General features: G+C 70.6%; 7 protein-coding genes. 3 read left to right on the forward strand and 4 right to left on the reverse strand.

Annotated elements, in window-relative coordinates; genetic code table 11:
* The 3 genes from ACZ7L6_RS10045 to glgB form a co-directional block, all read left to right on the forward strand.
* The coding region (locus ACZ7L6_RS10045; RefSeq protein WP_471921850.1) for an alpha-glucosidase C-terminal domain-containing protein at window positions 1–522 on the forward strand (522 nt) is incomplete at its 5' end.
* 84 nt (window positions 523–606) lie between these two features.
* Window positions 607–2082, forward strand: coding sequence for a maltokinase N-terminal cap-like domain-containing protein (locus ACZ7L6_RS10050; RefSeq protein WP_471921852.1), 1476 nt, complete (start codon window positions 607–609; stop codon window positions 2080–2082).
* Window positions 2079–4772 (forward strand): 1,4-alpha-glucan branching enzyme, encoded by a 2694-nt coding sequence (gene glgB / locus ACZ7L6_RS10055; protein WP_471921854.1) that lies wholly within the window; start codon window positions 2079–2081, stop codon window positions 4770–4772. Before ACZ7L6_RS10050 ends, glgB begins: the two co-directional genes overlap by 4 nt.
* A gap of 228 nt (window positions 4773–5000) precedes the next feature.
* Here the strand turns inward: glgB and ACZ7L6_RS10060 are convergent, their stop codons facing one another.
* The 4 genes from ACZ7L6_RS10060 to ACZ7L6_RS10075 all read right to left on the reverse strand — a co-directional run bounded on the left by ACZ7L6_RS10060 (window position 5001) and on the right by ACZ7L6_RS10075 (window position 12435).
* Entirely contained in the window at window positions 5001–7217 is a 2217-nt protein-coding gene (locus ACZ7L6_RS10060; protein ID WP_471921856.1) for a HelD family protein, read from the reverse strand.
* A gap of 179 nt (window positions 7218–7396) precedes the next feature.
* Complete coding sequence (locus ACZ7L6_RS10065) at window positions 7397–7711, reverse strand: thioredoxin family protein (protein WP_471923343.1); 315 nt, start codon at window positions 7709–7711, stop codon at window positions 7397–7399.
* 14 nt (window positions 7712–7725) lie between these two features.
* Window positions 7726–8133 carry a MerR family transcriptional regulator gene (locus tag ACZ7L6_RS10070; protein WP_471921858.1) on the reverse strand — a complete coding sequence of 136 codons (408 nt, stop codon included), beginning with the start codon at window positions 8131–8133 and terminating at the stop codon, window positions 7726–7728.
* Window positions 8134–8211: 78 nt separating this feature from the next.
* Window positions 8212–12435: a coiled-coil domain-containing protein gene (locus ACZ7L6_RS10075; RefSeq protein WP_471921860.1), complete on the reverse strand. Its 4224-nt coding sequence runs from the start codon at window positions 12433–12435 to the stop codon at window positions 8212–8214.
* Between the last annotated feature and the right edge of the window lie 8 nt (window positions 12436–12443).

The raw sequence follows: 12443 nt of genomic DNA on the forward strand, positions 1-12443 counted from the left end.
TACGGCGACGAGATCGGCATGGGCGACAACATCTGGCTCGGCGACCGCGACGCCGTCCGCACGCCGATGCAGTGGACCCCGGACCGCAACGCCGGTTTCTCGTCGAGCGACCCGGGCCGACTGTTCCTGCCGACGATCATGGACCCGGTCTACGGCTACCAGGTGACGAACGTCGAGGCGTCGATGTCCTCGCCGTCCTCGCTGCTGCACTGGACCCGCCGCATGATCGAGATCCGCAAGCAGAACCCGGCCTTCGGACTCGGCACGTACACCGAACTCCAGTCGTCGAACCCGGCCGTGATCGCCTTCCTGCGCGAATACGAGGACGATCTCGTCCTGTGCGTGAACAACTTCTCCCGGTTCGCACAGCCGACGGAACTGGATCTGCGGAGGTTCAACCGGCGGCATCCCGTCGAACTGTTCGGCGGGGTGCGATTCCCGGCCATCGGTGAGCTCCCGTACTTGCTGACCCTCGGGGGCCACGGCTTCTACTGGTTCCGGCTGCGCAAGGACGCCGCCTGAGAGCCCGGCGGGGCGGTTTCTCCCGCCCCGCCCGGGGCACGCATCAGTAACACCCCGACCGGCCCGGGGAAAGGACGCGACGCCATGTCGGAAGCCGTCACCCGTACTTTCAGGACCTCTCCCGGTCTCCTCGCGTCGCTGGACCCACTTCTGCGGGAGTGGCTGCCGCGGCAACGGTGGTTCGCGGGCAAGGGGCGTCCCGTCACGGGCTTCTCGCTGGTGGCGGCCACCGAGCTGCTGCCACCCGGCGGCAAGCTGGGCCTGTACCACCTGCTGGTGCGCGCCCATCAGCCCCTCGTACCGGTGCCGGGCGCCCCGGAACAGCCCGCGGACTGCTACCAGCTGCTCATAGGAGAGCGCGAGGCGCTGCCGCCCCGGCTGGCGCCCGCGCTGATCGGACACGTGGCCGAGGGCCCGCTCGCCGGACGCACCGTGTACGACGCCCTGTACGACCTGCGCCCCGCCGAGCTGCTTCTGGAAGCACTGCGCGCCGGGGCCCGGATCGGCGGGCTGCGCTTCGAACGGGACGCGAGCCAGGAGATCCGGTCCGGCCTGGTGCCGCGCCTGGTCACCTCCGAGCAGTCGAACTCGTCGGTCGTCTACGGCGATACGTTCATCCTGAAGCTGTTGCGCCGGGTCGTCCCCGGCGTCAACCCCGACCTGGAGCTCCCGCTGGCGCTGGCCCGCGAGGGCTGCGACCGGGTGCCCGCGCCGACGGCGTGGATCAGGGCGGAGCTCTCCGGCGACTCGTACGTCCTCGGCGTGCTCCAGCCCTTCGTGCAGGGCGCGGCGGACGGCTGGGAGCTGGCGCTGCGTGAACTGGCCAAGGGCGAGGACTTCGGCGCCGCGGCACGGGCGCTCGGGCGCGCCACCGCCGAGGTGCACACGGCGCTGGCCCGTACGCTGCCGACGGTGACTCTGGGGCACGTGCAGGTGCAGCAGCTGGTCGACGGCATGGTCGAGCGGCTGGACGCGGCCGCCCAGGCGGTGCCCGCGCTGCGGCCGTACGCCCCCGGTCTGCGCTCCGCCTTCGAGGCGCTGGCCGACCTGGCCGGCGAGGGCTGCACGTGGACCGCCCAGCGCATCCACGGCGACCTGCATCTCGGGCAGTGCCTGCGCTCGCCCGCCGGTCAGTGGTGGCTGATCGACTTCGAGGGCGAGCCGTCGAAGCCGCTGGCCGAGCGGCGGATGCCGCAGCCGCCGGTGCGGGACGTGGCGGGGATGCTGCGCTCCTTCGACTACGCGGCCCACTCGGCCGACCCGCCGATACCGGGCTGGGCCGAGACCTGCCGGGCCGCGTACTGCTCCGGATACGCGGAGGTCGGCGGCGTCGATCCGCGGACCGATCCGGTGCTGCTGCGCGCGTACGAGACCGACAAGGCGATCTACGAGGTCGTCTACGAGGCCCGCCACCGCCCCGACTGGCTCCCGGTACCGCTGTCCGCGATACGCCGTCTCGCCGCGGACTCCGGCACCCCGATCCCGTCACCGTCACCTTCCCCGTCCCCCTCCACCCCCGCACCCGCATCCCCACCTTCGCCGAGGAGGCCCCGCCCGTGACCCCCCGCACCACTCCCTCCAGCGGTTCGGATCCGAAGAAGACGGCCGAGAAGCCGGTCGTGGACACGACCGAGGAGAAGGCCGCGACGACGAGCGTCGCGAAAAAGGCGACGACGAAGACGGCGAAAGCCGCCGAGAAGGCCGTGGAGGCCGTGAAGAAGGGGACGACGAAGAAGGCCGCGGCGAAGAAGACGGCCGCCAAGAAGGCGCCGGCTAAGAAAGCCCCGGCGAAGAAGGCCGCCGCCAAGAAGACCACCACCAAGAAAGCCGCCGCGAAGAAGGCCGTGGCCAAGAAGGCGACCGCGAAGACGACGACATCGAAGACCGCTGCATCGAAGAGCACGGCATCGAAGAGCACCGCCCCGAAGAAGGCCGCGGCGAAGAAGATCCCGGCGCAGAAGACGACGCCCAAGAAGATTCCCGCGCAGAAGGCGGTTCCCGGGAAAGCCACTCCGAGGCCCTCCGAACCCCTGGCGCCCGTCGAGGTGGCCGAGGCGGCCGTCTCCCCCGCTCTCGACGCCGGCGACCGCGACCGTCTCCTCAGCGGCACCCACCACGACCCGCACTCCGTCCTCGGCGCGCATCCGGTGCCCGGCGGTGTCGCCTTCCGGGCCTTCCGGCCGTACGCCCTGTCGGTGACCGTCGTCGCGGGCAGCCTGCGGGCCGAGCTGCACGACGACGGGGAGGGGTTCTTCTCAGGCCTGTTGCCGCTGCGGGACGTGCCGTCGGACTACCGGCTCCTCATCGCCTACGACGGGACGGTCCAGGAGACCGAGGACGCGTACCGTTTCCTGCCCGCACTGGGCGAGCTCGACCTGCATCTGATCGGTGAGGGACGGCACGAGCAGCTGTGGCGGGCGCTCGGCGCCGAGCCGATGACGCACCAGGGCGTGACCGGCACCCGCTTCACGGTGTGGGCGCCGAACGCGCGCGGTGTGTCCCTGGCCGGCACCTTCAACTACTGGGACGGCACGGGTTATCCGATGCGCTCGCTCGGCGGCTCCGGCGTCTGGGAGCTGTTCGTGCCCGGCATCGGTGAGGGCGAGCTGTACAAGTTCGAGATCACGCGGCCGGACGGTTCCAAGACGCTGCGCGCGGACCCGCTGGCCCGCCGGACCGAGGCGCCGCCGAACACGTCGTCCGTCGTGCACGCCTCGCAGCACGAGTGGGGCGACGCGGCATGGCTTGAGCGGCGCGGGACGGTGCCGACGCACGAGGCGCCGTTCTCGGTGTACGAGGTCCACCTCCCCTCCTGGCGCCCGGGACTGACTTACCGTCAACTCGCCGAGCAGCTCCCCGCCTACGTCAAGGACCTGGGCTTCACCCACGTCGAGCTGATGCCGGTCGCCGAGCACCCCTTCGGCGGCTCCTGGGGCTACCAGGTCACCGGCTTCTACGCGCCCACGGCCCGCCTCGGCACCCCCGACGACTTCAAGTACCTCGTCGACGCCCTGCACCAGGCCGGGATCGGCGTGCTGATGGACTGGGTGCCGGCGCACTTCCCGCGCGACGACTGGGCGCTGGCCGAGTTCGACGGGCGCCCGCTGTACGAGCACGAGGATCCGCTGAAGTCCGCGCACCCCGACTGGGGGACCCTGGAGTTCGACTTCGGGCGGCGGGAGGTGCGCAACTTCCTCGTCGCCAACGCCACGTACTGGTGCGAGGAGTTCCACATCGACGGGCTGCGGGTGGACGCCGTCGCCTCCATGCTCTACCTGGACTACTCGCGTGAGCCGGGCCAGTGGGTGCCGAACGAGCACGGCGGGCGGGAGAACCTTGACGCGGTGGCGTTCCTGCAGGAGATGAACGCGACGGTGTACCGGCGGGTGCCGGGGGTCGTGACGATCGCGGAGGAGTCGACGGCCTGGGACGGCGTGACGCGCCCGACGCACGTGTCGGGCCCCGGTGGCTTCGGCGGCTTGGGCTTCGGCCTGAAGTGGAACATGGGCTGGATGCACGACTCGCTGGAGTACATGTCCAAGGAGCCGGTGCACCGCAAGTACCACCACAACGAGATGACGTTCTCGATGGTGTACGCCTACAGCGAGAACTACGTCCTGCCCATCTCCCACGACGAGGTCGTCCACGGCAAGCGGTCGCTGGTGTCGAAGATGCCGGGCGACTGGTGGCAGCAGCGCGCCAACCACCGCGCGTACCTGGGCTTCATGTGGGCCCACCCCGGCAAACAACTCCTCTTCATGGGGCAGGAGTTCGCACAGGGCGCCGAGTGGTCCGAGGCGCACGGCCCCGACTGGTGGCTCCTTGACCCGGCGTACGGGGCGGAGCCGGACCACCGGGGGGTGCGGGACCTGGTCCGCGACCTCAACACGGTCTACCGGCACACCCCGGCCCTCTGGCAGCGGGACACCGACCCGTCCGGCTTCCAGTGGGTGGTCGGGGACGCGGCCGACGACAACGTCTTCGCCTTCCTCCGCTTCGACGCGGAGGGCGCTCCGCTGCTGGCGGTGTCGAACATGTCGCCGGTCGTGCGGCACGAGTACCGGCTGGGGGTGCCGGATGATGTCCCGGCGTGGCACGAAACGCTGAACACGGACGCCGCGCGCTACGGCGGCAGCGACGTGACGAACCCCGACCCGATCAAGCCAGAGGCCCAGCCGTGGCACGGCCGCGCGGCGAGCATCAGGCTGACGCTGCCGCCGTTGGCCACCGTCTGGCTCCGGCCGGCCTAGGTTCTTCGCCCCCGCCGCCCCTACCCATTCCCATCCCCCAGGGGCGGAGCCCCTTCGACCCCGCCAGGGGGCTCCGCCCCCTGGACCCCCGCTCCTCAAACGCCGGAGGGGCTGGTTTTTCAGCCCGTCCGGCGTTTGAGGACGAGGCCCCTTCAGGGCCGAAGCGGGGGTCTGGGGGCGGCAGCCCCCAGGGATGGGACGGGTAGGGGCGGCGGGGGCGAGACCGGTTCAGGTGGTGGCCAGCGCCCTCGGCAGGCGGCCCGTGTGCAGCACCCCCAACCGTTGCGTCGCCCGCGTCAGGGCAACGTACAGGTCGCTCGTGCCGTACAGCCCCGGTTCCACCACCAGAACCGAGTCGAATTCCAGCCCCTTCGACTGACGTGGGTCGAGGAGTACCACGGTCTGCGTGAGATCGGGCTCCGCCCCCGCCGTCACCCCGTCCAGCGCCGCCGCCAGCCTGCGATGCAGATGACGTGGCGCGATGACCGCGAGGCGCCCCTCCGCGGGCGTCAGTTCCTCCACCGCCTTGGCCACCGCACCGGGCAGGTCGTCGGTGGCGCGGATCCACGGCCGTACCCCCGTCGAGCGCACCGAACTCGGCGGCTCGAAGTCGGGGTTCTCGGCGCGCACCACCGCCGCCGCCAGCTCCATGATCTCGGCCGGTGTGCGGTAGTTGACGCCCAGGCGGGTGTGCTCCCAGCGGTCCTCGACGTACGGGGAGAGGATCCCCGACCAGGAGCCGACGCCCGCCGCCTCCGCGGTCTGCGCCGGGTCACCGACCAGCGTCATCGAACGGGTCGGCGACCGGCGCATCAGCAGCCGCCACGCCATCGGCGACAGCTCCTGCGCCTCGTCGACGATGATGTGCCCGAACGCCCAGGTCCGGTCGGCCGCAGCCCGCTCGGCGGCGCTGCGGTGGTCGTCCTCCTCCTGGCGTTCGGCGAAGCGTTCGGCGTCGATGATGTCGTGCGCCGACAGCACCTCGCTGTCCTCGTCGTCCTTGTCCTCGAACTCGTACGTCCGCGAGGCGTACGAGACGTCCAGCACGCCCTGCGCGTACGCGACCTGCGTCTCCCGCTCACGCTCCGCCCGCGCCCGCGCCACCCGCTCGTCCACGCCGAGCAGTTCGGCCGCCTCGTCGAGCAGCGGCACGTCCGCCACGGTCCACTCCCGCGTCACCGGCCGGCGAATCGCGGCCACGTCCTCGTCGGGAAGGTAGCCGACCGGATCGGCGAGGAAGTCCGCGACCAGGCGCTGCGGGGTCAGACGCGGCCACAACTGGTCGACGGCCGCCCACACCTCGGGGTTCTCGGCGAGCTCGTCGCGGATCTGGGTGATGTCGGCGGCGTCGAGGAGGCTGGTGCCGTCGTACGGGTCGGTGCCGACCCGCTCGGCGTACAGCTCGGTGAGCGTGTTGAGGATGTGGCCCTCGAAGTGCTCGCGCGCGACGTTGTGCGGCAGCCGTGCGGCGCGGGTCTTCTCGCGCGCCACCTTCACCAGGCCGTCGTCGAGCATCAGGATCTCGCGGTCGTGCTCGATCGCGATCACCGGGTCGGGCAGCGCCTGCCAGTCGCGTACGACCTCGGCGAGCACGTCCGCCATGCCGGCGCGCCCCTTCACCGCGGCCGCCTCACGGCTGTCGGCCGCCGTCGCCCGCACGCCGGGGAACAGCTCGCCGACCGTGGCCAGCAGCACACCGGTCTCGCCCAGCGAGGGCAGGACCTCGCCGATGTAGCCGAGGAAGGCGGGGTTGGGGCCGACGATGAGGACCGCGCGCTTGGCGAGGAGTTCGCGGTGCTCGTAGAGGAGATACGCGGCGCGGTGCAGGGCGACCGCCGTCTTGCCGGTGCCGGGGCCGCCCTCCACCACCAGCACTCCGCGGTGCGGGGCCCGGATGATCTCGTCCTGCTCGGCCTGGATGGTCTGCACGATGTCGTTCATCCGGCCGGTGCGCGCGGAGTTCAGCGCCGCGAGCAGGACCGCGTCACCGGTGGGGTCCTCGTGGCCGGTCCGCTCCTGGTCGCCCAGGTCGAGGATCTCGTCGTGCAGGGCCGTGACGGTACGGCCGCTGGTGGTGATGTGCCGCCGGCGCCTGATCCCCATCGGGGTGTGGCCGGTGGCCAGGTAGAAGGGGCGGGCGACGTCGGCCCGCCAGTCGATGAGGATCGGGGTGCGCTCGGCGTCGTCGGTGCGCAGACCGATCCGGCCGATGTGGTGGGCGACGCCCGAGGAGAGGTCGATCCGGCCGAAGCACAGCGAGCCGTCCACCGCGTTCAGCGCGGCGAGCAGCCCCGAGCGCTCGGCGACGAGGATGTCCCGCTCCAGCCGCGCCTGCATGGGCGTGTTGCCCTGGGCGAGCGCGTCCGTGACGGAGGTCTCGGTGTCACCGCGCAGCGCGTCCACGCGCGCGTACAGGTCGTCGATGAATTCCTGCTCACGCCGCATTTCACCGTCTTGAAATTCGGTGTTTGACAATTCCGCTCCCGCCCGGATATACTGTGCTCACTGAACTTCTCCGCGACCCAACCCGATTGAAGTCGCGAACCATTGAATATACGCAAAGAAATCCCCCGAGCGCAATTGCTCGAGGGATTTTTTCGTATTCCGGCGGGACCGGACGATGTTCACAGCACGTCGGACAGCTCCTCCAGCAGCCGCCGCTTCGGCCGCGCCCCCACCATCGACTTCACGGGCTCACCGCCGCGGAACACCATGAACGTCGGCATGGACAGCACCTTGTAGGCGTTCGTGGTCAGCGGGTTGGTGTCCACGTCCAGCTGCACCACCTTGAGCCGCTCCCCCTCCTCGGAGGCGAGGGCGCTGAGCACCGGCCCCATCTGCCGGCACGGCGGGCACCAGTCGGCGGTGAACTCCACCAGCACCGGCAGCTCCGCCCCGATCACCTCCGCCTCGAAGTCCGCGTCCGTCACCTCGGCCACGCCTGCTGCCCTGATCACAGCTCCTGCCCTCCCAGTTCGCACAACGGTGGTTCCCCTTCGGCCAGCACAGTCTCCTGTTCGGCCATCGCCAGCCGCAGGCCGATCTTGGCCCGCACGGCCTGCAACTCGCCGATCAGCGCGTCGAGCTCGTCCAGCTTGCGCCGGTAGACCGCGAGCGAGGCGGGACACGAGTCGCCCTCCGGGTGCCCGGCCCGCAGACACTCCACGAACGGCCGGGTCTCCTCCAGGTCGAACCCGAAGTCCTGCAGCGTCCTGATCTGCCGCAGCAGCTTCAGATCGCCCTCGTCGTACGTCCGATACCCGTTGCCGCTGCGCCGCGCGGGCAGCAGCCCCCGCGACTCGTAGTAGCGCAACGTGCGCGTCGTGGTCCCGGCCCGCGCGGCCAGCTCGCCGATTCGCATGCCACGAACGTAAGCCTTGACGCCGACGTCAGGGCAACAGTGGTTTCCGCACGCTCGCGCGTCGGCGGTTTCACGTTCTCAGCTCATCGGTCCGCTTCCCTTGGGTGACGGGCGTGTGAGTCGGCGTTTCTCCTTGCGGGGAGGGCGTTCTTGCTCGCTGCGGACCCGCCAAGGGGGTGGTTCACCATCTCTCGGTGCGACCCGAACGGGCTCCTCGGTGATGGCGTCATCGTGGAGGAGAAAGGAGCGGATTCCTGCAATGCCGAGCTGACCCGAGTCGGGGTCCTGCTGGATTTCGACGATGAGGTAGCGCTCTGCGGCGGGGGTGACGCGGGCGACGGACAGCGGGGAGGGGTACGGGAGGGTGGACGGAGCGGTGTAGTAGACGGCTTTGGCCTGGGTGTTCGGCTCGAGCGCAACAGCAGGGGCAACAGGGGCCACGTGTGAGATTGAGGCAGGGGCGTCGTCGACCGGGAGGGCCGGCGCGTCGTCCACGGGGATGCAGCGGGTGAGGCGGACTGAGGCGGAGGGCCCGACCACGAGGCCATGCGCCGGGTGGGGGAATGCGTCAATGGCGTGTTCCCGGAGGGCGCTGTGAATGTGCGGGGGGAGGATCAGCGGCCGGTGGCCGGTGAGTGGCGTCTGCGGATCGAACTCGGGGCGAAAGGCTTCGTCTATGCAGGTGAGGACAGCTTCCGAGTCGCCGTGGACGCGCCGCAGCAGTTCGTGGATGTCCTGGCGGGTGGCGAGGCGCTGGGTGACGGCGAGACGGACCAAGGGGGCGAGGCCGTCCAGTGGGCGACGCTGGACGGCGTGCCGGATCAGTTGTTGTGCGGTGTCCGTTCTCTGTGCGGCGAGGATGCGGCGGACGATGCCCGCGAGCTGCGGGACGTCGGACAGGCTGGTGCCGACCTCGAGGATTTCCTGACGCACGGGGTCGTCTGCGGGCAGTAGGTCCAGCGTCGCGAGCAGGGACTCCACGTGATCGGTCTGGTGGCGGGCTGGAAGGGCGAGTAACCGGGCGCGCAGGGCTGGGGCGTCGCTGAGGAAACCAAGCATGTCCCGCAGGTATTGCGGCGAGGTGCCGATGACGAGGCCGGGCAGTTCCGTGAGGGCGGACAGCACACGCTGCCGGCAGCCCTCCGGCACCTGTTCGACGAGCTGGAGCAGGCGAAGCTCAACGACGCCAGCGCCTGCGTCGACGACGTAGTCCGGCGCCACCGCATGTCCCAGCACGGCATCGGCGAGATCTTCCCGACCGAGGCGGTAGAGAGTGGCGGCCGCTGAGGCGGCCTCGACTGCGGTCTCCGGCGGTGGCCATCCCGAGCCATCCTTGGGCGCACTCACCACCTGCCTGAGCCAGGCCGCCTGCCGCGTCCGTTTCTGGGCGGCGAGCTCGTCGGCGCAGGCGGCCCGCCACGAAGGCGTTGCCCTGCCCGCCTCGGACAGGACCGCCAGCCGCAGGTGGGCACTGTCGCGACCGAGCAGGGCGTCGACGACCCGGGCTGCTTCCTGGCCGGTGACGGTCTGCAGGGAGCTGCGGACGAAGGCGTCGACGCAGTCGGGTGGAGCCTGGGACAGGGCGTGGCCTACGGCGTCGACGGAGGATGTTGCGGCGTAGCGGGTCCACAGCCACTCGGCATCGGCTGCCAGGTCTGCTTTCCACAGCGCGTGAGCCGCGGCCACAGCTCGCTCGGGTGCGGCCGCCACGGTGCTCAACAGCAGCTGCACGTAGGCGTGCAGTCCACGGTCGTACAGCTTTCGGGCCTGCTCGGCGACGAGGTGTTCGTGTCGGGTGGCTACGCCGTCCAGCAGACCGTGTACGAGCCAGCCAGGGTGCTGATGGCACAGCGCGTCGGCGATCTCTCCAGCGCTGAACGACGCGTGGGCGCCGACGCGGTGCACCAGGTGGGCAGCGTGCCGACGGTGGTCGCGCCCGTCGAGTTCTCTCGCCAGCATCAGGACGTTGTCGAGGCCGCGGACGTGACTGGCCTCCAGGTCGGTCAGGACGGATTCGTCGATGTCCTCACACAGGAGGGCTTCCACGGCTTGGACGGCAGCAACCGGCTGCGTGCTCAGGGCATGCCTGATCAAAGTTCCCATCAGGTCCGGTCGTTGTTGTCCCAGTGCGCCGGCGAGCTGGGCGAGAAAGGCCGGCCCGCGTGCCGCGGCGCGGCGCAGCAGCAGGTCGACGCCGGTGACGTCCGGCTCGCTGGACTGGGGTGTGAGCGGCGGCAGTGCATCCGCTACCTGGCCGGCGAGCGGTACCAGGACGTCGGTGGGGGCGAGGTGACCGAAAGCCTCCAGAGTGCGGGCCACCGCGGGCAAGGAACGGGGGACCACATGGGCCAGCAGCTGCCAGGCATGCTGGGACCGGTGCTGCAGCCAGTGGGTCACGATCCAGCCCAGCCCACGGTCGTCTGCGGCGTCGGCGGCAAGCAGGGCGAGGACCTCGGCCACCGCGGCGACCGGCTGCGCCGCGGCCTGCTCCAGCAGCCCGGCAGCCAGGGCATCCTGGCCGGCGTCGATGAGATCACGACTTAACGTGGCCACCGCCTGCGGCTTGCGACGCGCCGTGGATCGGACGGCTACCTCGGTCAGGAGCGATGCGTCGGGCAGGTCCTGCAGCTGGGTGAGCAGCGCCAGCACATCCCGGGGGCTGCGGCGCGTGGCCGCGTCACGGACGAGGCCGTTGGCTTCCTCACGCCGACCGTCGCCCTGGAGCGCCTGCACCAGGCCGACGATGTCCTTGACGGGCCGCCGGGGCACGGCAGCATCCAGCAGCCGGGCCGTGTGCACACGCAGGTCCTGCTGCAAAAGACAGCGCGCCAGACCGGCGACATCGCCCAGGGCCGCGGCATCGAACAACAGCGCCATGTCGGTCAGGGCCTCGTTGGCCTCAAGGACCTGCAGCAGCTCCACCACGGCTTCGGCCGGCTGCTCGACGGTGTGCGCCAGCAGCTGGTCCCGGTGCCGCAAGTCACCGGCCTCTCCCAGGGCCTGCAGCAGCGCGGCGACCTCGGCTCCCGCACGAGCGGCGGCGGCAGTCAGCACAAAAGCCACGGCCTCGCCGTCCCCGTTGTCGCTCAAATCGGCGAGCCGGTCGGCCAGTTCACCTTCCGGGGCGAACAATGCCGCCTCCAGCAGCTCTTCTCGGGCCGCATCATCGGGTTCGTCGGATCCTGCACCGCCGGAAGGAACCGCAGCACCGACTCGGATCTCCTCCTGGGACAACTCGCGCTCAGCCTTGCGGACCGTGGTATCCGCCTCCGCGAGAACGGACGCCGCGGACGTGTTCGCGGCTGCTGCCTGCCGCAGTTGGTCGCGCTCCGCCCGCACCTGCTGCAGTGTCGCCGTCACCACGTCCAGCTCCTGGGCCACCGCCTGCCTGTCGGCGACCTCGTTCTGCAGCTTCTCCTGCGCCTCCGCCAACCTGCGCAACGCCCCGGCCTCGGCCTGCTCCGCCTGTCGGCGGGCCGTGGACGCGTCATCCAATCGCCGCCGCAGCACCAGAACTTGTCTCTGCAGGGCCGCGACGTCCAGCACCGCCTCCCCTCGCACCTGCTCCAGAGCTGAGCGAGATGCGGCAAGGCGTGCTACGGCCTGGTCACGTTGCTGACGCATCCGGGCTTCCGCCGCCTGTGCCCTCGCCTCCCGACGGCGTGCCCTGTCCAGCTCGCGGTGAGCCTGCAGCAGCTCCTGCCGCTGGTGTTGTTCACGGGCCCGGGCCTGCTCGCATTCCATCCCGTACGCCTGACATGCCTGTTCGGCCAGGAAGAGCTCATACCGCGGTGGGTCGGCGGTCTGCAGCGCCCGCAGATGAGCAGTCTGCACCGTCCTGCGCTGCTCGATGCCGAAGTCGGCGCCGATGACCTGCTCAGCAAGGGTCAGGAGCCGGTCCAGCTCGGTGAAGCTCGGGACCTTGAGCGCCCGCGAGATCCTCGACATGGTCGCCGTGCTGTAGCCGTCACCCAGGGCAGAACTGATGTTCCGCAAGTTGCGACCGAGGGCCTTCAGCGGATCGAACACCAGCTCCCGCAGCAGCAGCGCCAGCTCCTGGCTCTCCTGCGGTGCCGCGGCATCCAGCTCGGGCGGCCGCCCCGCCCTCTTGAGCTCGACATCCTTGCCCGGCCCGTGATCCTGTGACGTCTCCACAGCATCGCCCCCCGAACTCGTCCCTTGCACCGAGGCGCCCCAGCCACCCACGCGCAGCCTATACACCAACATCTGACGAAGCGCCCGGTTCCCGGACGGCACAGGAAACACAGTGGGGTGGCCACAGACACCAGGGTCTGCGGCCACCCACTGCA

This window comes from Streptomyces sp. NPDC107522 (assembly GCF_055657525.1).

Coding starts and splice junctions, on each gene's coding strand:
- ACZ7L6_RS10050 (WP_471921852.1), top strand. CDS start 607: ATGTCGGAAGCCGTCACCCGTACTTTCAGGACCTCTCCCGGTCTCCTC.
- ACZ7L6_RS10060 (WP_471921856.1), bottom strand. CDS start 7,217: ATGCGGCGTGAGCAGGAATTCATCGACGACCTGTACGCGCGCGTGGAC.
- ACZ7L6_RS10070 (WP_471921858.1), bottom strand. CDS start 8,133: ATGCGAATCGGCGAGCTGGCCGCGCGGGCCGGGACCACGACGCGCACG.